The 23,140-nt window shown below is 61.7% G+C and carries 20 protein-coding genes; 9 read left to right on the forward strand and 11 right to left on the reverse strand.

Annotated features, from left to right (window positions below; translation table 11 throughout):
- Positions 1-26: 26 nt before the first annotated feature.
- Positions 27-1,136: a 2-aminoethylphosphonate--pyruvate transaminase gene (locus Q1V60_RS24075; protein WP_300635497.1), complete on the reverse strand. Its 1,110-nt coding sequence runs from the start codon at positions 1,134-1,136 to the stop codon at positions 27-29.
- A 111-nt stretch (positions 1,137-1,247) separates the two neighbouring features.
- Between Q1V60_RS24075 and Q1V60_RS24080 the strand changes: the two genes are divergently transcribed.
- Positions 1,248-2,105, forward strand: a complete 858-nt coding sequence (locus Q1V60_RS24080) for a LysR substrate-binding domain-containing protein (protein ID WP_300635499.1) — start codon at positions 1,248-1,250, stop codon at positions 2,103-2,105.
- A gap of 99 nt (positions 2,106-2,204) precedes the next feature.
- Positions 2,205-2,912, forward strand: a complete 708-nt coding sequence (locus Q1V60_RS24085) for a YebC/PmpR family DNA-binding transcriptional regulator (RefSeq protein ID WP_300635501.1) — start codon at positions 2,205-2,207, stop codon at positions 2,910-2,912.
- Positions 2,913-3,105: 193 nt separating this feature from the next.
- Here the strand turns inward: Q1V60_RS24085 and Q1V60_RS24090 are convergent, their stop codons facing one another.
- The 3 genes from Q1V60_RS24090 to Q1V60_RS24100 all read right to left on the reverse strand — a co-directional run bounded on the left by Q1V60_RS24090 (position 3,106) and on the right by Q1V60_RS24100 (position 5,853).
- Positions 3,106-4,407, reverse strand: coding sequence for a protein kinase (locus Q1V60_RS24090; protein WP_300635503.1), 1,302 nt, complete (start codon positions 4,405-4,407; stop codon positions 3,106-3,108).
- A gap of 205 nt (positions 4,408-4,612) precedes the next feature.
- Positions 4,613-5,350 carry an anti-sigma factor gene (locus Q1V60_RS24095; RefSeq protein ID WP_300635504.1) on the reverse strand — a complete coding sequence of 246 codons (738 nt, stop codon included), beginning with the start codon at positions 5,348-5,350 and terminating at the stop codon, positions 4,613-4,615.
- Positions 5,347-5,853 (reverse strand): sigma-70 family RNA polymerase sigma factor, encoded by a 507-nt coding sequence (locus Q1V60_RS24100; protein WP_300635515.1) that lies wholly within the window; start codon positions 5,851-5,853, stop codon positions 5,347-5,349. The genes Q1V60_RS24095 and Q1V60_RS24100 overlap by 4 nt, the downstream gene beginning before the upstream one ends.
- A gap of 191 nt (positions 5,854-6,044) precedes the next feature.
- Between Q1V60_RS24100 and Q1V60_RS24105 the strand changes: the two genes are divergently transcribed.
- The 5 genes from Q1V60_RS24105 to Q1V60_RS24125 all read left to right on the forward strand — a co-directional run bounded on the left by Q1V60_RS24105 (position 6,045) and on the right by Q1V60_RS24125 (position 11,487).
- The gene (locus tag Q1V60_RS24105) at positions 6,045-7,652 is read left to right on the forward strand and encodes an amino acid adenylation domain-containing protein (protein WP_300635517.1); all 1,608 of its coding nucleotides are present in this window, start codon (positions 6,045-6,047) and stop codon (positions 7,650-7,652) included.
- On the forward strand, positions 7,645-8,940 hold the full coding sequence (locus Q1V60_RS24110) for a hypothetical protein (protein ID WP_300635518.1): 1,296 nt from the start codon (positions 7,645-7,647) through the stop codon (positions 8,938-8,940). The genes Q1V60_RS24105 and Q1V60_RS24110 overlap by 8 nt, the downstream gene beginning before the upstream one ends.
- 42 nt (positions 8,941-8,982) lie before the next feature.
- The gene (locus tag Q1V60_RS24115; RefSeq protein WP_300635519.1) at positions 8,983-9,747 is read left to right on the forward strand and encodes an enoyl-CoA hydratase-related protein; all 765 of its coding nucleotides are present in this window, start codon (positions 8,983-8,985) and stop codon (positions 9,745-9,747) included.
- A 121-nt stretch (positions 9,748-9,868) separates the two neighbouring features.
- Positions 9,869-10,951, forward strand: coding sequence for a catalase family peroxidase (locus tag Q1V60_RS24120; protein ID WP_300635520.1), 1,083 nt, complete (start codon positions 9,869-9,871; stop codon positions 10,949-10,951).
- Positions 10,948-11,487: a cytochrome b gene (locus Q1V60_RS24125; protein ID WP_300635522.1), complete on the forward strand. Its 540-nt coding sequence runs from the start codon at positions 10,948-10,950 to the stop codon at positions 11,485-11,487. The genes Q1V60_RS24120 and Q1V60_RS24125 overlap by 4 nt, the downstream gene beginning before the upstream one ends.
- A gap of 35 nt (positions 11,488-11,522) precedes the next feature.
- Here Q1V60_RS24125 and Q1V60_RS24130 read toward each other — a convergent pair whose 3' ends face one another.
- Both Q1V60_RS24130 and Q1V60_RS24135 read right to left on the reverse strand, forming a co-directional pair.
- Positions 11,523-12,674 (reverse strand): M14-type cytosolic carboxypeptidase, encoded by a 1,152-nt coding sequence (locus Q1V60_RS24130; RefSeq protein WP_300635524.1) that lies wholly within the window; start codon positions 12,672-12,674, stop codon positions 11,523-11,525.
- A gap of 463 nt (positions 12,675-13,137) precedes the next feature.
- Complete coding sequence (locus Q1V60_RS24135; RefSeq protein ID WP_300635526.1) at positions 13,138-13,488, reverse strand: DUF3077 domain-containing protein; 351 nt, start codon at positions 13,486-13,488, stop codon at positions 13,138-13,140.
- Between the two features lie 129 nt (positions 13,489-13,617).
- Between Q1V60_RS24135 and Q1V60_RS24140 the strand changes: the two genes are divergently transcribed.
- Complete coding sequence (locus Q1V60_RS24140) at positions 13,618-14,253, forward strand: S24 family peptidase (RefSeq protein ID WP_300635561.1); 636 nt, start codon at positions 13,618-13,620, stop codon at positions 14,251-14,253.
- On the opposite strand, the gene Q1V60_RS24145 is transcribed toward Q1V60_RS24140, so the two are convergent.
- From Q1V60_RS24145 to Q1V60_RS24160, 4 genes are read right to left on the reverse strand one after another with little or no spacing between them, the layout of a single operon-like run.
- Positions 14,250-16,175: an acetyl/propionyl/methylcrotonyl-CoA carboxylase subunit alpha gene (locus Q1V60_RS24145; protein ID WP_300635528.1), complete on the reverse strand. Its 1,926-nt coding sequence runs from the start codon at positions 16,173-16,175 to the stop codon at positions 14,250-14,252. The two genes, Q1V60_RS24140 and Q1V60_RS24145, sit on opposite strands and share 4 nt — an antisense overlap.
- Positions 16,172-16,978, reverse strand: a complete 807-nt coding sequence (locus Q1V60_RS24150; protein WP_300635530.1) for a gamma-carboxygeranoyl-CoA hydratase — start codon at positions 16,976-16,978, stop codon at positions 16,172-16,174. Before Q1V60_RS24150 ends, Q1V60_RS24145 begins: the two co-directional genes overlap by 4 nt.
- 15 nt (positions 16,979-16,993) lie before the next feature.
- A complete protein-coding gene (locus tag Q1V60_RS24155; RefSeq protein WP_300635532.1) occupies positions 16,994-18,601 on the reverse strand; it encodes a carboxyl transferase domain-containing protein in 1,608 nt (535 codons plus the stop codon).
- Between the two features lie 12 nt (positions 18,602-18,613).
- Entirely contained in the window at positions 18,614-19,777 is a 1,164-nt protein-coding gene (locus Q1V60_RS24160) for an isovaleryl-CoA dehydrogenase (protein ID WP_300635534.1), read from the reverse strand.
- A gap of 148 nt (positions 19,778-19,925) precedes the next feature.
- Here Q1V60_RS24160 and Q1V60_RS24165 point away from each other — a divergent pair, with 148 nt between their 5' ends.
- Entirely contained in the window at positions 19,926-21,557 is a 1,632-nt protein-coding gene (locus Q1V60_RS24165; RefSeq protein ID WP_300635536.1) for an AMP-binding protein, read from the forward strand.
- A gap of 672 nt (positions 21,558-22,229) precedes the next feature.
- Here the strand turns inward: Q1V60_RS24165 and Q1V60_RS24170 are convergent.
- The gene (locus Q1V60_RS24170; protein WP_300635538.1) at positions 22,230-23,129 is read right to left on the reverse strand and encodes a hydroxymethylglutaryl-CoA lyase; all 900 of its coding nucleotides are present in this window, start codon (positions 23,127-23,129) and stop codon (positions 22,230-22,232) included.
- Positions 23,130-23,140: the final 11 nt, after the last annotated feature.

A 23,140-nucleotide genomic window follows, 5' to 3' on the forward strand; every position in this document is an offset into this window, starting at 1 on the left:
GTGCGCATCCTGTCGGTAAGGGGAGGTCAGATGTCCAGCACGTGCATGTCTTGCAGCACTTCGGCGATGGCCCTGACCGCAGCCTGCATGCCTGTCGCATCGACATGGCCGATGCAGCCCACGCGGAACGTGTCTACCTGGGTCAATTTGCCTGGGTACAGAATGAAGCCCTTGGCCTTGACCCGTTCGTAGAAGTCCTTGAACTGGTAGCGCGGGTCTTTCGGTGCGTGGAAGGTAACGATGATCGGTGCCTGGATCGCCGCTGGCAGGAAGCTGCGCAGGCGCAGTTCGGTCACGCCGTCGAGGAGGGCCCGGCAGTTGTCGGCATAGCGTCGATAGCGGGCGGGCAGGCCGCCTTCTTCGTGGTATTGCCGCAGCGCTTCGTGCAGGGCGGCGACCACATGGGTCGGCGGGGTGAAGCGCCATTGGCCGGTCTGGGCCATGTAGTTGTGCTGGTCGAACAGGTCCATCGCCAGGGAGTGGCAATTGCCCCGGGCTGCGGCCAGCGCGGTTTTCTCGGCGAAGACAAAACCCATGCCTGGTACGCCTTCCAGGCATTTGCCGGAGGCTGCAATCAGCGCCTCGAAAGGGACTTCGTGCGCATCGATCGGCAGTGCGCCGAAGGAACTCATGGCGTCGATGATCAGGCGCTTGCCGTGGCGTTTGACGACCTCGGCGATCGGCGCCAGCGGGTTGAGAATGCCGGTGCTGGTTTCGCAGTGAATCAGCGCGACATGGGTGATCGCCGCGTCGGCGCGCAGCAGGCGGTCCACATCGTCGGCGGTGGTGGGTTGGTCCTCCAGGGTTTCAAAGATGCTGAACGCTCGGCCGAGCACTTCGCAGATATTTGCCAGGCGCTTGCCGTACGCGCCGTTGATCAACACCAACAGCTTGCCGTTGCGCGGCACGAGGGTGCCGATGGCTGCTTCGACGGCGAAAGTGCCGCTGCCCTGCAACGGCACGCAATGGTGACTGTCGGCACCGTTGACGATCGCCAGCAATTGCTCGCACACGCTGGCGGTCAGGTGGTTGAAACGCTCATCCCATGACCCCCAGTCCACCATCATCGCCTGACGGGTACGGTTTGAAGTGGTCAGTGGGCCTGGGGTCAGCAGGATCGGCGCAGCAGGGGTCATCTCGGCTCCTCGCAAAACAACGGGTCGAATCTACGGCGCCTAAATTGCAGTTTGGCTTGTTATCAATCAAATTGTTTGTTGTTATGCGAGCTATCAGTGAGGCCGATAGCTATGAACCTGTTCCAACTGCGCGCATTCGATGCCGTGGCCCGCGAGGGCAGTTTTACCCGTGCGGCAGCCCGGCTGTTCATCAGCCAGCCGGCGGTGACCGGGCATATCAAAGCGCTGGAAGAGCACTATCAGATTCCCCTGTTGCGCCGTACCGCGCGGCGGGTCGAGTTGACCGAAGAGGGCGCGCGCCTGGCGGCGATCACCCGCGCGATCTTCGGCTTGGTGGACGAGGCGCAGGCCATGCTCGAAGCCAACCGCCAGTTGCTCACCGGGCGCCTCGAAGTGGCGGCGGATGGCCCGCACCTGGTGATGCCGATGATTGCGCGCCTGCGCGCACGCTATCCAGGCATCACGGTGAATCTGCGCTTGGGCAATGCCCAGGAAACCCTGGCGGCCTTGTTGTCTGAGCATGCAGACGTGGCGGTGCTCACCGAAGTGGAGCCGCGCCATGGCCTGCACCTGCAACCCTTGGGCGAATCACGTATTTGCGCGCTGGTGCCGGCCGCGCATCCCTGGGCGGCGCAGGCCAAGGGCATTCCATTGGCCCGGTTGGACGAGGTGATCATGGTGCTGCGCGAGCCCGGTTCCATCACCCGGCGTACCTTTGACGACGCATGCCTGGCCGCCAATGTGCGGCCCAGGGTGCTGCTGGAACTGGACAGCCGGGAAGCGGTGACCGAGGCCGTTGCAGCCGAGTTGGGGATAGGCGTGGTGTCGTCGATGGAGGTCAGCCAGGACCCGCGTGTACAGGCCGTGCCGATCCTGGGCGATGGGCTGCTGAACCGACATTGGCTCGGCGGCCTGGAGCGGCGCAGGTCGTTGCGCTTGATTCAGGCCTTTTTCGAGTTGGCGCCCTGAGGGTTTTTTGGTGGAACGATGCGTTCTTGCGCTATAAACTCTGCCCCCAAAGCGCCGGCCAGTAGACGTTTCGGCGCCATGGATAGTAGAGAGTGAGTCATGGGCGCACAGTGGAAAGTCAAACATAAAGAAGCGGCAGCCAATGCCAAGGGCAAGATTTTCGGCAAGCTGGTGAAAGAAATCACCATTGCCGCCCGCAACGGTGCGGACACCTCGACCAACGCCCACTTGCGGCTGGTGGTTGAGCAGGCCAAAAAGGCCTCGATGCCCAAGGAAACCCTGGACCGCGCGATCAAGAAGGGCGCCGGTCTGCTCGGTGAAACCGTGCAGTACCACCGCGTGACCTACGAAGGTTTCGCCCCGCACCAGGTGCCGTTGATCGTCGAATGCGTCACCGACAACATCAACCGCACCGTGGCGGAAATCCGCGTAGCGTTCCGCAAGGGGCAATTGGGCGCTTCCGGGTCGGTGGCCTGGGACTTCAACCACGTCGGCCTGATCGAAGCGTCCCCGGACACCCCGGACGCTGATCCGGAAATGGCCGCCATCGAAGCCGGCGCCCAGGATTTCGAAGACGGCGAAGAAGAAGGCACCAGCCTGTTCATCACCGAAACCACCGACCTGGATGCTGTGCAAAAAGCCTTGCCGGAGCAGGGTTTCACTGTGCTGTCGGCCAAGTTGGGCTACATCTCGAAGAACCCGGTGACGGGCTTGAGCGAGGAGCAAATGGCGGAAGTCGAGGCCTTCCTGGAAGGCTTGGACAACCACGATGACGTGCAGGATATGTTCGTCGGCCTGGCTGGCTGAAACGCGTAAAAAATGTGGAAGCGGGCTTGCCCCAATGCCAGTCAGTTAAGCGCTAGAGCAAGCTCCCTCGCCACGGTAAAGCGCTCCTCCTTAACTGACTGGCATTAGGGCTTGCCCGCGATTGCGGTGTATCAGTCATCACACTCAGTGACTGGCAGACTGCAATCGCGGGCAAGCCCGTTTTTACAGGGATTCAGGCATGGTTGAAGGCGTGCAGCAGGCCTTCGATCTCTTCGAAGCTCGGCCGCGCCGACACGTCTGGCCTGCAGCAACTTTTCTGCAGTTCGACCAGTTCTGGTGCGACCGTGCCCTCAACCCGCTCCAACAATTCCCCCAGCAACACCCCGAACGCCCGCACCTCAATACGTTGCAGCGCTCTTGTTTCCTCGCTATCGGCCGTTGCATGAAACGACGCCGCGCCGAAATCCCCCAATAAACACTCGCCCGCGCTGTTCCACAAAATATTGTGGCCGTACAGGTCGCCATGGGTAATGCCGTGCCGGTGCAAATGCGCGGCCACCGAGGCGATGCCGCGCGCCAGGCGCAACGCCACGTCGAGGCTCAAGCGCATGGCAGGTTCGTAGATATCCCGGGTGCAGGATGCCAGGCTTGGCAACGCCGCGAGGTTACGGTAGCTCGGATCGATCAGGTCCATCACCAGCGCGGCCTGGTCAGCGGGGTGGCCGACGACGCGGCCTTGCACCCTGATCAGGTTGGGGTGCAACCCGGCGGCAATGCACGCCTGCATCTCGTGCAGCGGTGAACCGTCGCTGGTGATGGTGCCTTTGTACAGTTTGACGGCGACCGGCAACGCGTGGGGCTTCCACACGGCCTTGCGGATAATCCCCGAGGCACCTTCGCCGAGTACGTCCCCCAGCTCCAGTTCGGCCCAGGGAATATTCGGTGTCGCGTCATCGCCGGCCACGTCCACGGCCATTTCCACCGGATTGCCGGCATAGGCCAGCCACGTCAGGCTCGGCAGCGTCAGCAGCCACTGCGGCAGGTGGGTCAGGCGATTGGACGCGATGCGGATCAATTCAAGGTTTTCGCAATTGGCCAGGCTGGGCGGCAATTGGGTCAGTTGGTTTCCCGCCAGCATCAGCTTTTGCAGCCGCGGGCGCTGGCCGAGTTCGTCGGGCAGTTGGCGGATGCAATTGTCGGTGAGGATCAGCCAGCGCAATGGCGGCGGCAAGGCGCCGCCGGGCACGTGGCGGATCTGGTTGGCCTTGAAACCGATCATGCTGAGTTTTTCGCATCGGCCCAGGCACTCCGGCAGTTCAGTGAACGCGTTGTCCGAGCAAAACAGCACGCGCAAGTGCTTGAGGCGGTGCAGGTCGTCCGGCAGGCTGTTCAAGGCGTTGCCCGTGAGGTTGAGGATTTCCAGCGAGTCGGCCAGCTCGAAGATTTCCCGGGGAAACTCGGTAAGTCCGCAGGACAGGTCCAGGCGGGTGGCGCCGGCCAATTGGCCAGCCCTGAGTTGGGCAAGGGTATGCATGAACGGCGCGGTCACTCATAAAGGTGGAAAGACGCTGATGATGCCGCAAAAGAGCCAGTGCCAACTATGGCTAAAAAATTTACCGGGTCCGAAAAGCTGCACGAAGGTGACTGAGTCGCTGCTGTCCTTAAACCGATTCAAGCGCAAGCACTACGGTCATTGGGTCGGTTATTAACCCCCGTGGCGTTGCGCAGGCCGCGGGCTTCTAGAACTTCATTTGCTGCGGGCTGGCCTGGTCCACGGGGCTGACCATCGCGTAGTTGTAGCCGCCGTCCGACCAATAGGCCGCCCGCAAGCCGTCGGCGCTGCGGCTGCCGCGGGGCAGCAAGCCGTTGTTGGGACCCGGCGGGCGGATGTAGAAGCTCATGCGTCGGCCTTGCGGGTCTTCGTACAGCACCATGGCCGCTGCGCCTTGCTCGGTGGTAAGCAGGCGCCCGCTGACCGGCTTGAACCCCGCCTGGCTCAAGTCGGGCAAACGATGGGCCTGGTCGAAATAGCGGTCGAGCCAGGCTTGCATCGTGTTGCGGTCCTGGGCGTTGTAGTCGGCGGGCATGATGCCGTCCTGGGCGAACAAGCGATACGCCTGCATCGCATCGGCCATCGGCAACAGCGATGGCTGGGTGGCTTGGCGGGCGTGCCAGCCGCCAAGCCCGCCGAGGCTGACCGCAATCAACAGCAGCGCCGCCGTGGCGAGATGGCGGCGAGACTGATGCTTGATGCGCTGGCGAATCAGCGCCGGGACCAGCGCCGGGTTGCTCGGCTGTTGCAGGGCGCCGCTTAAAGACGCTCGCAGCAGCTGCGCATCCTGTTGCCAGGCGTGCACTTGAGCGGCCGCTTCAGGGTGGCTCGCCAGCCAGGTTTCAAGTACACGGCGATCGGCGTCCAGCAGTTGGTGATCGACGTAGGCGTGTAAGTCGCGTTCGCTGGGGGGCAGGCTGATCATTTGAGTATCCGCAGGGAAGGGCTGGTAATTTCGCCATCGCTGAGTTGGCGCAAGGCTTGGCGGGCACGGGACAGGCGCGACATCACCGTACCGATGGGCACCTTGAGTATTTCGGCGACTTCCTTGTAGCTCAAGCCTTCGACCGACACCCACAGCAGCAGGGCGCGCTGCTCGGTATTGAGCTGATCGAAGGCTTGCAGGGTGGATTGGGCCATCACCGTACGCTCCACTGATGGCTGGGCATCGTCGCGGCCGGTGAAGAGTTCGAGCATGCGCGCATAGCGTCGGTTGCGGCGGTGGCCATCGAGAAATTGTCGGTAGAGGATCGAAAACAGCCACGCGCGCAGGTCGCCTTCGATGCGCTTGTCGGCCCACGCGATGATCGCCCGTTCAAGGGTTGACTGCACAAGGTCGTCGGCACTGCTGGCGTTACGGGTCAGGGACACGGCAAAGCGCCGCAGCCTGGGGATGAGTTCACGTAACTGTTCATCGAGTTCATGCATGGGTTGAGTCTACTCAGTTGTGCTGGGTAGACGCGCGTGCGCGTAAGTTATTCCTTATTCGATCGAAAGATTTTTAGCCGTTCGAGTGGGATGAGTCTGTTTGAATGTGATTCTGTAATCCCAGGCGTTGCGCTCCATCCACCCTTGTACCTGTCGGCACTGAGCCGGCAGCCAAACAATGAGGTGTGTTCATGACGTTGTCACCGATGGATAAACGCTTTTTCTCTGGCGCGGCACTGACCCGCTTGTCTGCCTCAGAGCGAATCCTGTTCGAACAATGGGGGTGTGGTCCGTCGGCCCAACCGGCCTATGCCAATGTGCACCACGCGATCGAAGCGCAAGCGCGGCGAGCGCCCCAGGCAACGGCGGCGATCTGCGCGGGGCAGCGCATCAGTTATGAGCAGCTCAACCGCCAAGCCAACCGATTGGCGGTGCACTTGCTTGAACGGGGGGTCAAGCGCGGCGACACGGTGGGTTTGTTCGTCGAGCGATCGATTCCGATGCTGGTGGGGTTGCTGGCGGTGTTGAAGGTGGGCGCCGCGTATGTCCCGCAGGACGCCAGAATCGTGCCCACCCTGCAATTGGGCCAGGTGCTGGAAGCGTTGAGCAGCCCGTTGGTGCTGACCTTGTCGAACCTGCTCGAACGCCTGCCGGCTGATGCGGTCCCGCGCAGTCTGTGCCTGGACACGTTCCTTGCACAAATGCCCTGGGTCCCCGAAGAAAGCGAGCAGGTGGGCGCCATGGCTGAACCCGATGACCTGTGTTTCGTGCTGTTTACGTCCGGCACCACCGGACGCCCCAACGGTGTGTGCGTCAGCCATCGCAACGTGTGCAACATCTTGCTGACTTCGCCCGGGGGGATGGGCATGGCCCCCGGCGTTACCGTAGGGCAGGTTCTTAACATCGGCTTTGATATGGCAGCCTGGGAAATACTCGGGTGCCTGGCCCATGGCGCGACCTTGCTGATTCGCGGCAAGGACATTGCGCAGACAGCCGCGCAGTGCAACGTCTTGATTGCGACGCCGTCGATACTGGCCACTCTCGATCCATTGCAGTGCCCAGACCTGAGCGTGGTCGCGGTGGCCGGAGAGCCTTGTGCTCAGACCCTTGCCGAGCGTTGGGCCGAGCATTGCGCCTTCTACAACGGATGCGGGCCGACCGAGACCACGATCGTCAACACATTGCACCGCCACGTGCCAGGCACGCGGTTGACCATTGGCCGACCGACGCCCAATAACACAGTGTATGTGCTCGACGATCAGGGGCGCGCCTGCGCTTTAGGCGAGACCGGAGAGATGTGGGCCGGCGGTGCAGGGGTGACTGCGGGCTACCTGAACAACGCAGTGTTGACCCAGGAACGATACCGCCCTGACCCGTTTCTGGGGGGCGATGCTGTGATGTTCCGCACGCGGGACCTGGGGCGCTGGACCGCCGACGGCCAGCTCGAACACCTGGGACGCGTCGATGACCAAGTCAAGGTTCGCGGGTTTCGCGTGGAGCTGGACGCGGTGAGCGCAGCCCTGGAAGCCGGCGCGGGGTGCACGCGGGCGGTCACGTTGAAAGTGGACGACCGTACCCTGGTCGCCTTTGTCTCGCCGGCCAGTGCCGACACGCAGGACTGCCGATCCGAGTGTCACCAGCGCCTGGCCTACTACTGCGTGCCGAAGTTCATCTACGCGCTGGAGGCGTTTCCCATGACCGCCAGGGGCAAGATCGACAAGGCCGCCTTGCTGCGACTGGCCGAGGACTATCAGGCAGCGACGCCGGCGGGCGCCACCAAGGAGCCTGGCCATGACTGACGTATTGACCCGCGCCGTTTTGCCACCCAAGCCGGCACTATGGCGGCGCCTGACGTCACTGCCTGTGTTTTCTTACTACAACCGCTTGGCGGCATTGGTGCTGATGGGGAACATCGCCGTGCTGCTGACCATGGACCTGCAGGCGATCACGCCAGCGATGCTGTCGCACCTGGTGCTGATCAATCTGTCGATGGCCATTCTGATACGCCAGCAATACGTGATTAATGCGCTGTTCTGGCTGGCCACGCGGGTTCCGCTGTATTGGCCGCTGTGGGTGCGCCGCCGAGCGGCCAAAGTGTTCCATTTCGGAGGGCTGCACAGCGGCGCGGCCCTGGCGGCTACTGCCTGGTTTGCAGCGTTGGTGTGTGTCCAGATGTCGAGCTTTGTGCAGCAACCGGGCAGCGTGTCGTCGACAGGGTTGTGGCTCAGCGTCGCGCTGCTCAGCCTGTTGTTGCTCATGGTGGTGATGGCGTTCCCGCCGATTCGCAGTCGTTTTCACAATGGTTTCGAACGGGTTCATCGCTTTGCCGGTTGGAGCGCGTTGCTGTTGTTCTGGTGGCAAACAGTGCTGATGGCAACGCACGCCTCATCGAACCTGCTGCACAGTGGCGCGTTCTGGATGCTGGCACTGCTGACAGTGAGCATCCTGCTGCCGTGGTTGCGGTTGCGCAAAGTGGCCGTTGAACATGCGCGGCCTTCCGGGCATGCGGTGGTAACGCGCCTGAGCCACACCACGCCGTTCGCCGGTTCGTCCACGGCGATCAGCCGCAACCCGCTGCTTGAATGGCACTCCTTTGCGAATATCCCAGCGCCGGGCGAGGCGGGCTTTCGTCTGATCATCTCCCGCGCGGGGGATTGGACCGGACGGTTTATCGAGGACTTGCCCAGCCATGTCTGGGTAAAGGGCATCACCACCGCTGGCGTGGCCAACGTGGAAACCCTGTTCAAATCTGTGGTGTACATCGCCACCGGCAGCGGCATTGGCCCGGTCATGCCGCACTTGCTGGCCGCGCAGGTGCCGATTCACTTGATCTGGTCCACCCGCAGTCCGAGGCAAACCTACGGTGATGAATTGGTCGACGAAATTCTGCGCGTCCAGCCCACCGCGTTGATCTGGGACACCGATAAACAAGGGAAGCCCGACCTGGTGCAGTTGGCCTACGGCGCGGTGCGCACCTTTGACGCCGAAGCCGTGATCTGCATTGCCAACCAGGCGCTGACTCAGCGCGTGGTGCAAGCGCTCGAGGCCCAGGCAATACCCGCCTATGGCGCAATCTGGGACTCCTGAAACAGCGGTGTCTGCAATTAATCTCAATCTGTCGAGGTGCTTATGAATGTAACGCTGGAGCGTCATGGCCGGGTGGTTCTGGCCAGGCTTAACCGTATTGAAATGAGAAATGCGCTGAGTTCGGCGGTGATGGCCGAGTTGATCAGTAGCCTGGAGGCGCTCGACCAGAATCCCCAGGTCGGCTGTTTTGTCATCACCGGTACTGCGCAGATGTTCGCGGCGGGCGCCGACATCAAGGAAATGAGCGGCAAGTCCTACCTGGACATGCTCAATGAAGACTACTTCGTCGGTTGGGAGGCGTTTACACGCCTGCGCACACCAACGATCGCCGCAGTGGCCGGTTATGCGTACGGCGGAGGCTGCGAGCTGGCCATGATGTGCGACATGATTTTTGCCGCCGATACGGCGACCTTTGCGCAGCCGGAAATCAAGCTGGGCGTGATCCCGGGTATGGGCGCGACCCAGCGCTTGACCGGGCTGATCGGCAAGGCCAAAGCCATGGACCTGATATTGACTGGCCGGCCGATGACGGCTCAGGAGGCCGAACGGGCAGGGTTGGTGTCACGCGTTTACCCGGCGGCGAGCTTGCTGGACGAGACGCTGGCGGTGGCCGCGCAAATTGCCGGGTTTTCCCGAACCGCCACGCGGGCCGCGCGCGAGGCGGTGGACCAGGCCCTGGAGCTTGGCTTGCATGAGGGCGTGCGCCTGGAGCGCCGGTTGTTTCATGGGTTGTTTGCCACCCCGGATCAGCAGGAGGGCATGCAAGCCTTCCTCAATAAACGGCCGGCCTTGTTCAACCAGCGTTAGCAGGATGTTTGGCCTGCATGTGCGCTTGCCATGAAAAAAACTACAGTAGAAGGAGAATAAACCTACATGGGATTCGTCTCATGACACTTTTCCCCTGCGGCCACGTGCCCTGGAGCTTTTCATGGTTGATCACTCACCACCGCCGCTTCCGCCTCTGAGTACCGCCAGCCTGCTCGCCAGGCTCGCGTGTATCGGTGCTGTGGTGGCGGTTGTCGCCGGTGCCTTTGCCTACGTCAACGGTACGCTCGACCCGCAGCGCCTGCGCCCGAAAACCCTGGTCAATGCCCTGGAAACCAATAACGGTGTGCACCCTGGCTTTCGGCGCAACCATGCCAAGGGTGTGTGCGTGGCCGGGTACTTCCAGAGCAGCCCCGAGGTGCGTGCCTACTCCAGCGCCCAGCTGTTCAACGAGGCGAAAACGCCGGTGATCGGGCGGTTCGCCTTGCCCAGCGGCAACCCGTATGCGCCGGACAGCAGTGTGCCTATCCGCAGTTTTGCCGTGCAATTCAGCCAGGCCAACGGCCAGCAGTGGCGCACCGGGATGAACAGCATGCCGGTGTTCCCGGTGGGCACGCCCGAGGCGTTCTACCAGTTGCTCAAGGCCGGCGCGCCGGACCCGGCCACCGGCAAGCCGAACCCGGCGAGCATGCCGGCGTTTTTTGCCGCGCACCCGGAGACTGCGGCGTTTTTGGCGTGGGTTAAAACCGCCAAGCCATCGGCCAGTTACGCGACTGAAACGTATAACGGCATCAACGCGTTTTACCTGGTGAGCGCCGACGGCAAGCGCCAGGCCGTGCGTTGGACCGTGGTGCCGCAGAGCCGGGACGCAGCCGGCGACACCGCGCCAGAGGGCGGCGACTTTCTGGAAAAAGACTTGGTGCAGCGTTTGGCGGCGGGGCCGCTGCAATGGCAATTGAACATGACGCTGGCCAACCCCGGCGATCCGCTGGATGACGCCAGCAAGACCTGGACCGGTGAACACAAAGTGCTCAACGCCGGCACTCTGGTGTTGCAGAGCAGCCAGCCACAAGCCGAGGGTGATTGCCGCGATATCAATTTTGATCCACTGATTCTTCCCCGCGGTATCGAAGCCTCCAATGACCCGCTGCTGGCTGCACGCTCAGCCGCCTATGCCAGTTCTTACCTGCGCCGTGCCGGTGAAGTCGGCCCGTTGCACAGTGCCGCCCAGGAGTCGAAGCCATGAATGTTCAACCAAGGTTTTTCGCCCCGTTGGCGCGTTTGCTGCACTGGCTGATGGCGTTGATGATCATCGCCATGCTGTTTATCGGCGCGGGTCTGGCGGCGTCGGTTTCCGAGCGCCATGAGTGGCTGATTCATCTGCACAAGCCGCTGGGGATCGCCATTCTGGCGCTGGTTATCGTGCGTCTGGTGGTGCGTTTTTCCACGCGCCAACCGCCGCTGCCGGCTGACTTGCCGCTGTGGCAAGCGCTGGCGGCCAAGGCGTCTCACGTGGTGCTGTACGCGTTGATGCTGGTGCTGCCGCTGTTGGGTTGGGCCATGATTTCGGCCGCCGGTGACCCGGTGATGCTCAGCAGCTCCGTGCAACTGCCGGCATTGGTGTCGGCGAATGCGCCGTTGTTTGCGCTATTGCGCAAGGCCCACGGTTATCTCGCCTACCTGTTGTTTCTCACGGTACTGGTGCACCTGGCGGCGGCGTTGTTCCACGGTTTGATCCGCCGCGATGGTGTCTTGCAAAGCATGACCGGCACCAAGCACTGATGGGCGTCAGTGGCGAGCTCGCTCGCCACACGTGGTTAGCGCAAGAGGCCGACGATATCAGCGACGCTGCTCAATACGTCCTTGCCCAGCTGTTTGGAGCGCTCGCCCGACCAACCGGTTTGCGGATTGGGGGCGTCGTCGTTGTCCTTGAAGGGCATTTCCAGGGTCAGGGACAGGCAGTCATATTTCTCACCCACCGCGTTGCAGGCCAGGGTCATATTGGCTTCGCCGGGTAGATCGCGGGTGTAGCCGTGGGTGGTCTGGAAGTCACGGGTCAAGTGGCTCAAGTGGCTGCGGAAATGTTTTTCCAAGGCTTCGATACGCGGGCTGTAGCCGGGGTTGCCTTCGCAGGCGGCGGCGAAGACGTAAGGGATTTCTTCGTCGCCATGTATATCCAGGAACAGGTCGACGCCATATTTTTCCATCTGCTGCTGAACGAACAGCACTTCCGGGCTGAGCTCCTCGCTGGCGCTCTGCCATGCGCGGTTGAGGTCCTGGCCCATGGCGTTGGTACGCAGGTGGCCATGGAACGCGCCGTCGGGGTTCATGTTCGGTACCAGGTACAGATCGGCCAACGCCAGGAGCTTTTTCAACTCGGCATCGCCGTCCTGCTGCAGGCGTTCGATGACGCCTTCCATAAACCATTCGGCCATATGCTCGCCGGGATGCTGCTGGGCGATGATCCACACCTTGCGGCGACCTTCGCCGCCTTTACCACGGCGCAGCAGCTGGATATCGCGACCCTCGACACTCTTACCGGTGGCCAATAGCTTGACGCCGGCGTACTTCAGAGCCTGCTCGATCAGCCAGTCATGACGTTCACGGCTATAGGGTTCGAAGTAGGCGAACCAGGCGTGTTTTTCCCGGGTCTGGAGGCTGATGTGCAGAATCTCGCCATCAAAGCGCGACGGCACGCGGAACCAATTGACATGGTCATAGGACGCCACGGCGTTATAGCCGCTCCACGCATGCTTGTAAGACGACCGGCCCGCGTTGCTCAGGCGAAACGTGTGGGTGTGGCCCACATGCATGCCTTCGGCCTTGAAGTGAAACCACTGGTAGTGTTGGCTGCGAGTGTCGGGGTTGATCGCCAGCAACAGCTGGTACGCATCGCTGGCATCCAGAACCTGGATATTGCCGCTGTCGAAATCAGTGCTGATCTTGATGGAAGTCAAGGCCACGGTCATAGTCTGGCTGCCTGAATATGATGATGTGGCGGCTATCTTACACACGCGGCAGGCAATTTCTGGAAGCAAAATTGTTGCATGGGGGAGGGGGCGTCATCCGTGACGCCGCCGCAGCTTAGAATCTATGAGATTGATTCTCAAGTGCTAAATCGTGAAGATCCGGGCCAGAGCCTTGGTGCGGCTTTCTTTTCGCGATGGTCTTTTGCTACCATGCGCGCCATCAAGCAACACACAGTCTTCATTAGCCTGAAGCCATGCCAGGAAAAACTGGCAAAAAAAAGACCCGGCCAAAGAGCCGGGTCAAAAACCGTGATTAGCCTGATGAGGAGATATTCCAAGAGTCCGACCTAAGGTCTCTTGGTCTATCGACTGATCTCGCGATCAGCTGGGTCCAATAATAATCATTATCATTTGCAAGTCAAATGTTTTTATCCGCTCGATAGATTTTTTTCGCGCGCGTCCGTTATCCGTTTGCCTGAGCCTCTGGCGCTCGCAACGACCGCTCCACCATCGCTTTCGCCATATCGATCAAATACACCACCGAAAATGCCAGGTCACGTTGATTGCCCTGATGGCTGCTCGCCGACTCGTACGCGGTTGCCGCAGCACTGCGCAGCAGGTCTGAGGCATGCACCAGTGCTTCTTCATGGCTGATGCCCGGCTTGATGGCGAACAAGGCCGCGTCTGCGGCCGGCCCAGACATATCTTCTTTCAAGTAATAGTCCAGCGCGCGCTGTGCGGCGCCGCTGCAGCGCATGTCATGCAGTTCAGTGTTTTCAGGTGTTTCAGGCAGGTGATGCGGGCTTGTCGTCATAGGGGGCGATACTCTGTGTGGGTGTCGGAAACCTCGTATCGATGATAGTACGTATCGTATTTATGTCGTTTTATGGATTACTACAAACTGTTTATTGCCCCTGAAAATACGCAACGTATTGTCAGCCCCATGGATAACTGGATAGCGTTGGTTCGAGCCAACATGAAAGACCGCAAGGTCACGCAGGAGGAACTGGCGGAGCGCCTGGGCATGTCCCAGGGCGGCGTAGGCCATTGGCTCAACAAGCGCCGCGTGCCGAGCCTCGCGGACATGAACCGGGTGCTGGCGGAGCTGGGGCTGGGCTACCTGGAGGTCGCGCTGGAGATTCGCGAGAGGGCGGACACACAGGCGGCACTGGAACACCACTACAACCCGTATTTCCGCTACCCGGTCAACGATTGGAACGGCGTGTGCGAGGTGCGCGAAGCACGCGCCAGCTATGGGCCGGAACGCTTCGAAATGACGGATTACCATGCCCACGGTGATGCCTTCTGGCTGCCGGTGGTCGGCGACGCCATGACTGCGCCCAGTGGCCTGAGCATCAGCGCTGGCATGCTGATCCTGGTGGACCCGGCCATCGATGCGCAGCCCGGCAAGCTGGTGGTCGCGCAATGGCTCGACAACCCCCAGGCCACTTTTCGCCAGTTGCAGGCAGAAAGCGGCCAGCTTTACCTGGTGCCGCTCAATCCCACCTATCCCAAACTGCTGTTCACCGACGATTGCCGGATCCTGGGGGTTGTCGTGCAAGCCACGGCGAAGTTTTAGTCCGGCGTTTCCAGCTCAACCAAGGCACTGCCTTCGGCGACCATCTCGCCTTCCTGGCAAAACAGTGCCTTGACCACACCCGCCGCAGGCGCGCGGATGCTGTGCTCCATTTTCATCGCTTCAAGTACCACCAGCTGCGCACCGGCTTCGACGCGTTGACCGATGCTCACCAGCACGCGCACGATGCTGCCGTTCATGGGCGCAGTGAGCCCGCCTTGAGGGGAATGGCCGGCCTCGGCCGCCGCAATCGGGTCGAACAGGCTGACCGCCTGCATCTCGCCATCCCAGCGCAGATACACCGTGCCTTCATTGCGCACCGCCAAATGGGAGCGACGTACACCCTGATGTTCGACCACCAGTTGCTCGTCTGTAAGCCGCGACGATTGCCCGGCCAGCGTGACCAGCCGATCCTGGCCATTGCAGCTCAAATGCAGTGAGACCTGCGCCGGCAGCCCCGCGCGAAAGCCCTGGGTCGCTGCCCACGGCCCATTACCGGCCGGCAAGCTCTGCATAAAGGCCGAACCCGCCGCCTGCCAGAACTCGTCGGTCAATGCCCCGACCGCCGGTAGCAGTTGTTCCTGATAGCGCGGAATAAACCCGGTATCCAGCTCAGCCGCAGCAAAGGCCGGATGGCCAATGATGCGTCGCAGGAAGCCCAGGTTGGTCTTGAGCCCGCCCACGGCAAACTCGTCGAGCATACTCAGCAGCCGCAGTCGCGCCTGCTCACGGTCCTCGCCCCAGGCAATCAACTTGCCGAGCATCGGGTCGTAGAAGGGCGAAACGCTGTCCCCTTGTTCGACGCCGCTGTCCACGCGCCGACCCGGCCCAGGGTGGGGTTCGCGGTACAGCGCCAACCGTCCGGTGGCGGGCAGGAAATCATTGGCCGGGTCTTCGGCATACAACCGCACCTCAATCGCATGCCCCATCAGTGGTACCTGCGCCTGGGTGATCGGCAGTGCCTCGCCCTGGGCCACACGGATCTGCCAGGCCACCAGGTCGAGGCCGGTAATCGCCTCGGTGACCGGATGCTCCACTTGCAGACGGGTGTTCATCTCCATGAAGAAAAACTCGCCGCGTGCATCCAGCAGAAACTCCACCGTCCCCGCGCCCACATAGCCAATCGCCTGCGCCGCGCGTACGGCCGCTTCGCCCATGGCCCGGCGCTGCTCGGCACTCAGCCCCGGCGCGGGGGCTTCTTCCACGACTTTCTGGTGCCGTCGCTGGATCGAACAATCGCGCTCATTGAGGTACAGGCAGTTGCCGTGTTGGTCGGCAAACACCTGGATTTCCACATGGCGCGGTTTGAGCAGGTATTTCTCGACCAGCATCTGCCCGTTGCCAAATGACGACAGGGCCTCACGCTGGGCGGAGGCCAGGGCCTCTGCCAGCTGGCTGACATCCTCGACCACCTTCATCCCCTTGCCGCCACCGCCGGCCGTGGCCTTGAGCAGCACGGGGTAACCGATGCTCTCGCAGGCATCGCGGAAGGTCTGCAGGTCCTGGGCTTCGCCGTGATAACCCGGCACCAGCGGCACGCCGGCGGTTTCCATCAACGTCTTGGCCGCCGATTTGCTGCCCATGGCGTCGATCGCCGAGGCGGGCGGGCCGAGGAAAATCAGGCCCGCTGCTTCGATGGCGCGTGCGAACCCGGCGTTTTCCGAGAGGAAGCCGTAGCCCGGATGAATCGCCTGGGCGCCGCTGGCGTGGGCGGCGGCAATCAGCTTGTCGATTTGCAGGTAACTGTCAGTGGCCTTGCTGCCGCCCAGGTCGACGCGAATATCCGCTTCGCGAGTATGCCGGGCATCGCGGTCGATCGCGCTGTGCACGGCCACGGTGGTCAACCCCATCGCCTTGGCGGTGCGCATGACCCGGCAGGCGATTTCGCCACGGTTGGCCACCAGCACGGTAGTGAGTGTGCTCATGGGTGCGGCTCCTTGGATTGCCAGCTAGGCGTCCGTTTTTGCAGGAATGCGCGCAAGCCTTCCTGGCCCTCGGCACTCACTCGAATACGCGCGATGGCGTTTTCACAATAACGTCGCAGCGCCGGGGTGAGCGCGCCGTTACCCACTTCACGCAATAAGTCTTTGCTCGCGCGCATTGCCGCCGGGCTGTTTTGCAGCAGTGTGTCGACCCACTCATCCACCCGTTGATCCAAGGTGTCGGCCGGGTAGCTTTCGGCCAACAGGCCGATGTCCCGCGCACGCTGGCCGTCAAACCGCTCGGCCGTCAAGGCATAGCGACGGGCCGCGCGTTCACCGATGGCCTGCACCACGAATGGGCTGATCACCGCCGGCGCCAGGCCGATGCGCACTTCCGACAGACAGAACTGCGCGTCATCCGCGCCAATCGCCATGTCGCAGCAACTGATCAAGCCCAGCGCGCCGCCGTAGGCTGCGCCTTGCACCACCGCCAACGTGGGGATTTTCAGTTTGGCCAGGTTGTACATCAGCTCGGCCAGTTCACGGGCATCGTCCAGATTGGTGTGGTAATCCAGCTCGGCCGACTGCTGCATCCAGGCCAGGTCCGCGCCGGCGCTGAAATGCTTGCCGCGCCCGCGCAGTACCAGAAAGCGCAGGGAAGGGTCGCCCTGTACATGGTCGAGGGCGATGATCAGTTCGCGGATCATCTGGGCGTTGAACGCGTTGTTCTTGGCTTCACGACTGAGCCACAGCGTGGCAAAGCCACGGCTGTCGATGACCAGTTCGAGGGTGTTGAAATCGCTCATGGGGTACAGCTCCGATTACATGCGGAACACGCCGAAGCGGCTCGGCTCGATAGGGGCATTCAGGGCGGCGGACAGCGCCAGCGCCAGTACGTCGCGGGTCTGCTGCGGATCGATGACGCCGTCATCCCACAAGCGTGCGCTGGAATAGTAGGGGTGGCCCTGGGTTTCATATTGGTCGAGGATCGGCTGCTTGATCGCGGCTTCGTCGTCGGCACTGAACGCTGAGCCTGCGCGCTCCGCCTGCTCACGCTTGACCTGCACCAGCACGCCCGCCGCCTGTTCGGCGCCCATCACGCCGATGCGTGCGTTAGGCCACATCCACAGGAAGCGCGGGTCATAAGCGCGACCGCACATGCCGTAGTTACCGGCACCGAAACTGCCGCCGATGATCACCGTGAACTTCGGCACCCTGGCGCAGGCCACCGCCGTGACCAACTTGGCGCCATGCTTGGCGATGCCGCCGGCTTCGTACTTCTGGCCGACCATGAAACCGGTGATGTTCTGCAGGAACAGCAGCGGAATGCCTCGCTGGCAGGCCAGTTCGATAAAGTGCGCGCCTTTCTGCGCGGCTTCGGCAAACAAGATCCCATTGTTGCCCAGGATCGCGACCGGATAACCGTGCAAGTGCGCAAAGCCGCAGACCAGGGTGGCGCCGAACAGCGCCTTGAACTCATCGAATACCGAACCGTCCACCAGCCGAGCGATCACTTCGCGCACATCGAACGGCTGCTTGGCATCGGCCGGAATCACGCCGTAAAGCTCTTCGCAACTGTACAGCGGCGCTACCGGCGTGCGCTGGCGCAACTCACCCAGCTTGCGCCAATTGAGGTTGGCCACGCTGCGCCGGGCCAGCGCCAGGGCGTGTTCATCGTTGTCGGCATAGTGGTCGGCCACGCCGGAAATCCTGCAATGCACATCGGCGCCGCCAAGGTCTTCGGCGCTGACCACTTCGCCGGTGGCGGCCTTCACCAGCGGCGGGCCGGCGAGGAAGATAGTCGCCTGCCGGCGCACCATGATCGCTTCGTCGGCCATGGCCGGTACATAGGCCCCACCGGCGGTGCACGAGCCCATCACCACTGCAATTTGCGGGATGCCCTGGGCGCTCATATTGGCCTGGTTGAAGAAGATCCGCCCGAAGTGCTCGCGGTCCGGGAACACTTCATCCTGGCGCGGCAGGTTGGCACCGCCGGAGTCCACCAAGTAAATGCACGGCAGGCGGTTCTGCTCGGCGATGGTCTGGGCGCGCAAATGTTTTTTAACCGTCAACGGGTAATAGGAACCGCCTTTCACGGTTGCGTCATTGGCGACGATCATGCATTCGACGCCTTCCACGCGGCCGATGCCGGCAATCACGCCGGCGGCCGGCACGTCTTCGCCGTACACCTGATGCGCGGCCAACTGGCTCAGTTCGAGGAACGGCGAACCTGGGTCAAGCAAGCGATTGATACGCTCGCGCGGCAGCAGCTTGCCGCGCGAGGTATGGCGTTCCTGGGCCTTGGCCCCGCCGCCTTGTTGTACCTGGGCGAGCAGGGTGTGCAGCGCGTCGACCTGTTGGCGCATCGCCGCGCTGTTGGCGACGAATTCCGCCGATCGCGGGTTGAGCTGAGTGTGCAGAGTAGCCATGAGCGCGTTCCTTCAGCGGGTTTCGTTGAACAGTTCGCGGCCGATCAACATCCGTCGAATCTCACTGGTGCCGGCCCCGATTTCGTACAGCTTGGCGTCACGCAACAGGCGCCCGGCGGGGAATTCATTGATATAGCCGTTGCCGCCCAGAATCTGGATCGCATCGAGGGCCATTTGCGTGGCGCGCTCCGCGCTGTAGAGAATCACCCCGGCGGCATCCTTGCGCGTGGTTTCGCCGCGCTCGCAAGCCTGGGCCACCGCGTAGAGGTAGGCGCGGCTGGCATTGAGCTGGGTGTACATGTCGGCGACCTTGCCCTGGATCAGCTGGAATTCGCCGATGCTCTGGCCGAACTGCTTGCGGTCGTGGATGTAGGGCACGATCAGGTCCATACAGGCCTGCATGATTCCGGTGGGGCCGCCGGAAAGCACCACACGCTCGTAATCGAGGCCGCTCATCAGCACTTTGACGCCGCCGTTGAGCACGCCGAGGATATTTTCCTGCGGTACGTGCACATCGTCGAAAAACAGCTCGCAGGTATTGGAACCGCGCATGCCCAGTTTGTCGAACTTGTTGCTGCGGCTGAAGCCTTGCCAGTCACGCTCGACGATAAAAGCGGTGATGCCGTGGGCACCTTTTTCCAGGTCGGTCTTGGCGTAGATCACGTAAGTGCTGGCGTCGGGGCCGTTGGTGATCCAGGTCTTGCTGCCGTTGAGCACATAAAAGTCACCGCGCTTGTCGGCGCGCAGTTTCATCGAGACCACATCGGAACCGGCATTCGGCTCGCTCATGGCCAGGGCGCCGACATGCTCGCCGCTGATCAGCTTGGGCAGGTACTTGAGCTTTTGTTCGTGGCTGCCGTTGCGGTTGATCTGGTTGACGCACAGGTTGGAGTGGGCGCCGTAGGACAACGCCACCGAGGCCGAGCCACGGCTGATTTCTTCCATGCTCACCACGTGCGCCAAGTAACCCAGGCCCGCACCGCCGTATTCTTCCGGCACGGTGATGCCCAACAGGCCCATGTCGCCGAACTTGCGCCACAGGTCGGCGGGGAACAGGTTGTCGATGTCGATCTGCGCTGCGCGGGGTGCGATTTCCTTGGCCACGAAGGACTGCACCTGATCGCGCAGCATGTCGATGGTTTCACCAAGGGCGAAGTTCAGGGACGGGTAACTCATGGACAGGCACCTTAACGTGAGCTTTTGTTGTTGTGGTGTGATGCGCGAGGAGGGCGCTCACCTTTACGTTAACGTAAGCTTGCGTTACGGCGCTGTCAATCGTAGTTTACGTTTACGTCAACCTACAAAAAAGACAACAGGGGTCGTTATGGATCAACCGAACCTGAGCTACAGCCGTGGCTCCCAGGACAAGTCCTTGCTGGCCGAAACCATCGGCCAGGCCTTCGATCGAACGGTCGCGCTGTATCCCGACGGCGAAGCGTTAGTGGTGCGCCATCAGCAATGCCGCTATACCTGGCGGCAACTGGCCGAGGCGGTGCAGGTGCATGCCCGCGCGTTCATGGCCCTGGGCATGCAGGCGGGCGACCGCTTGGGCATTTGGGCGCCCAACTGTGCGCAGTGGTGCATCAGCCAGATCGCCAGCGCCAAGCTCGGGGTGATCCTGGTCAATATCAACCCGGCCTACCGCAGCAGTGAATTGGAGTACGTACTCAAGCAATCCGGCTGCACGTGGCTGGTGTGCGCCGGTTCGTTCAAGACCTCCGATTACCATGCCATGTTGCAGGCGCTCAAGCCCGACTTGCGCGCCATCGTCAGCCTCGATCCCAACCCGCCTGCGGGATTTCTGCCCTGGTCACAACTGTCGGCGTTGGCAGCGCTGGTCCCACTTGAGCAATTACAGGCTCGCCAAGCCAGCCTGCACTTCGACCAACCCGTCAATATCCAGTACACCTCCGGCACCACCGGCTTCCCCAAGGGCGCCACCCTCAGTCACCACAATATTCTCAATAACGGCTACATGGTCGGCCAAAGCCTTGGCCTGACTGCCCAGGACCGCCTGGTGATCCCGGTGCCGTTGTATCACTGCTTTGGCATGGTGATGGGCAACCTCGGCTGCATCACCCACGGCACCACCATGATCTACCCCAATGACGGCTTCGACCCGCTGCTCACGCTCACCGCCGTCGCCGAAGAGCGCGCCACGGGTTTGTACGGCGTGCCGACGATGTTTATTGCGCTGCTCGATCACCCACGCCTCGGCGAATTCGAGTTATCCAGCCTGCGTACCGGAATCATGGCCGGGTCGACCTGCCCGATCGAGGTGATGCGCCGGGTCATCGGCGAGCTGCACATGAGCGAAGTGCAGATAGCCTATGGCATGACCGAAACCAGCCCGGTTTCGTTGCAGACCGGCGCCGATGACGACCTGGAACGCCGCGTGACCACCGTAGGCCGCACCCAGCCGCAGTTGGAAAACAAGATTATCGACGGTAACGGCAACACGGTGCCGCGTGGTGAGATAGGCGAACTTTGCACGCGCGGTTACAGCGTGATGCTCGGCTACTGGAACAACCCCGAGGGCACCCGCGATGCCATCGACGAGCAGGGCTGGATGCACACGGGCGACCTGGCGACCATGGACGAACACGGCTATGTGTGCATCGCCGGGCGTAACAAGGACATGATCATTCGCGGTGGCGAAAATGTGTATCCCAGGGAGCTTGAAGAGTTCTTCTTCACCCACCCCGCGGTGGCCGACGTGCAAGTCATCGGCATTCCCGATGATCGCTATGGTGAAGAAATTGTCGCCTGGATCAAATTCCACCCCGGCCATGTGGCGAACGAGTTGGAGTTGCAAACCTGGTGCAAGGGCCGCATCGCCCACTTCAAGACGCCAAGGCACTTCAAGTTCGTGGACGCGTTTCCGATGACGGTGACGGGCAAGATCCAGAAATTCCGCATGCGCGAGATTTCGATTGAAGAACTCAAGTCGCGCTGACAACGCCAACCCATATGGGAGCTGGCTTGCCAGCGACGGCGGCGTCTCAGGCACAGATGGCCTGCCTGACTGACCGCTATCGCAGTCAAGCCAGCGCCCACATTCAATGGTGGAGTAACAGCCAATGGCCGAAACCCGGAAAGCACAAAGGGGACCCGAAGGTCCCCTTTAATTTGTCGTTGCGTGCTCTTTTTTTATTATTGAGGGGCGGTCTGTTGTTGTTTTTGGCAACCGTTACCCTTTACCGCTGTTTTGGCGACCCCCATCCGGGGCCAAGAGCAAACGTATTTTTTTGAACGCTAATCTGCTTCTTCGTAAACGATCCAACCAGTGGGTAGCTACCTGAGGTAGTTTTATTTTTCTCTACCGGTTGCGGGTTTCGGCATGCCGTACCCTGCAAAGCACATCTTCTTCAAAAAAATCTGTTAGCTGCGTCTCTGCCGTGTTGTTTTTGTTATGTCAGAGTCGTTTCGTCTTATTTTTATTAGGTTTGGCGCTTTTTATTCTTGTTATGCAATAGACATAGCAGAAGCCATGCCAAGTTTTTAAAGTGCTTAGAAATCAAGGGTTTGATTTTTTTGCAGGCCATGTCTTTCAAAAGGTGCAGTGAATTATGTTCCCGCGTTACCCGCTATGCCGGTGCGCGGTAACACATTGTCACAGCTGTGCTACTCAACCGGCGTTACGCGCCTTCGCCACACGCGATCCGGTCGCCCGCCCCAGTACCTGGCTGATCTGCTGGCCCGCACCAATCAATCGCTCCAGGTCGATGCCCGTCTCGATCCCCAGCCCATTGAGCAGGTACACCACATCTTCGGTGGCAACGTTACCGCTCGCGCCCTTGGCATAAGGGCAGCCGCCGAGGCCCGCGATAGAGCTGTCGAACACCTGGATGCCTTCCAGCAGGCTGGCGTAGATATTGGCGATCGCCTGGCCGTAGGTGTCATGGAAGTGCCCCGCGAGTTTGGCGCGCGGCACCTGTGCGCCGACCACCTCGAACAACCGCCGGGTCGCGCCCGCCGTGCCGGTGCCGATGGTGTCGCCCAGGGACACTTCATAGCAGCCCATGGCGTACAACTCGCGAGCGACAGCCGCCACCTGTTGCGCGGCGATGTCGCCCTCATACGGGCAACCCAACACACACGACACATACCCGCGCACGCTGACCCCGTGCTGCTGCGCCGCCGCCATGATCGGTGCAAAGCGCTCCAGGCTCTCGCTGATGGAACAGTTGATATTGCGCTGGGAGAACGCCTCGGACGCCGCGGCAAATACCGCGACTTCCTTGACCCCGGCCGCCAGTGCATCCTCAAAGCCGCGCAGGTTCGGCGCCAGCGCACCATAGGTCACGCCAGGCTTGCGCTGGATCTGCGCAAACACCTCGGCGGACCCGGCCATCTGCGGCACCCATTTGGGCGACACGAAACTGCCGACCTCTATATAGCTCAAGCCGGCGCTGCTCAAGGCGTCGACCAACCGGACCTTGTCGGCCACGCTGATCGGCTGGGCTTCGTTCTGCAAACCGTCGCGCGGGCCGACTTCGACCAGGCGTACGTGTGAGGGGAGGGACATGGCGGTTACCT

The organism is Pseudomonas sp. (genome assembly GCF_030147005.1).
Taxonomy (GTDB): Bacteria; Pseudomonadota; Gammaproteobacteria; order Pseudomonadales; family Pseudomonadaceae; genus Aquipseudomonas.

Excerpts from the sequence above, each read along its gene's own strand:
- Q1V60_RS24140 (WP_300635561.1), top strand. The coding sequence starts at position 13,618 with ATGGATAACTGGATAGCGTTGGTTCGAGCCAACATGAAAGACCGCAAG.
- Q1V60_RS24160 (WP_300635534.1), bottom strand. The coding sequence starts at position 19,777 with ATGAGTTACCCGTCCCTGAACTTCGCCCTTGGTGAAACCATCGACATG.
- Q1V60_RS24125 (WP_300635522.1), top strand. The coding sequence starts at position 10,948 with ATGAATGTTCAACCAAGGTTTTTCGCCCCGTTGGCGCGTTTGCTGCAC.
- Q1V60_RS24095 (WP_300635504.1), bottom strand. The coding sequence starts at position 5,350 with ATGATCAGCCTGCCCCCCAGCGAACGCGACTTACACGCCTACGTCGAT.
- Q1V60_RS24155 (WP_300635532.1), bottom strand. The coding sequence starts at position 18,601 with ATGGCTACTCTGCACACTCAGCTCAACCCGCGATCGGCGGAATTCGTC.
- Q1V60_RS24075 (WP_300635497.1), bottom strand. The coding sequence starts at position 1,136 with ATGACCCCTGCTGCGCCGATCCTGCTGACCCCAGGCCCACTGACCACT.
- Q1V60_RS24115 (WP_300635519.1), top strand. The coding sequence starts at position 8,983 with ATGAATGTAACGCTGGAGCGTCATGGCCGGGTGGTTCTGGCCAGGCTT.
- Q1V60_RS24135 (WP_300635526.1), bottom strand. The coding sequence starts at position 13,488 with ATGACGACAAGCCCGCATCACCTGCCTGAAACACCTGAAAACACTGAA.
- Q1V60_RS24105 (WP_300635517.1), top strand. The coding sequence starts at position 6,045 with ATGACGTTGTCACCGATGGATAAACGCTTTTTCTCTGGCGCGGCACTG.
- Q1V60_RS24170 (WP_300635538.1), bottom strand. The coding sequence starts at position 23,129 with ATGTCCCTCCCCTCACACGTACGCCTGGTCGAAGTCGGCCCGCGCGAC.
- Q1V60_RS24090 (WP_300635503.1), bottom strand. The coding sequence starts at position 4,407 with ATGCATACCCTTGCCCAACTCAGGGCTGGCCAATTGGCCGGCGCCACC.
- Q1V60_RS24100 (WP_300635515.1), bottom strand. The coding sequence starts at position 5,853 with ATGCATGAACTCGATGAACAGTTACGTGAACTCATCCCCAGGCTGCGG.
- Q1V60_RS24120 (WP_300635520.1), top strand. The coding sequence starts at position 9,869 with ATGGTTGATCACTCACCACCGCCGCTTCCGCCTCTGAGTACCGCCAGC.
- Q1V60_RS24085 (WP_300635501.1), top strand. The coding sequence starts at position 2,205 with ATGGGCGCACAGTGGAAAGTCAAACATAAAGAAGCGGCAGCCAATGCC.
- Q1V60_RS24150 (WP_300635530.1), bottom strand. The coding sequence starts at position 16,978 with ATGAGCGATTTCAACACCCTCGAACTGGTCATCGACAGCCGTGGCTTT.
- Q1V60_RS24110 (WP_300635518.1), top strand. The coding sequence starts at position 7,645 with ATGACTGACGTATTGACCCGCGCCGTTTTGCCACCCAAGCCGGCACTA.
- Q1V60_RS24165 (WP_300635536.1), top strand. The coding sequence starts at position 19,926 with ATGGATCAACCGAACCTGAGCTACAGCCGTGGCTCCCAGGACAAGTCC.
- Q1V60_RS24130 (WP_300635524.1), bottom strand. The coding sequence starts at position 12,674 with ATGACCGTGGCCTTGACTTCCATCAAGATCAGCACTGATTTCGACAGC.
- Q1V60_RS24145 (WP_300635528.1), bottom strand. The coding sequence starts at position 16,175 with ATGAGCACACTCACTACCGTGCTGGTGGCCAACCGTGGCGAAATCGCC.
- Q1V60_RS24080 (WP_300635499.1), top strand. The coding sequence starts at position 1,248 with ATGAACCTGTTCCAACTGCGCGCATTCGATGCCGTGGCCCGCGAGGGC.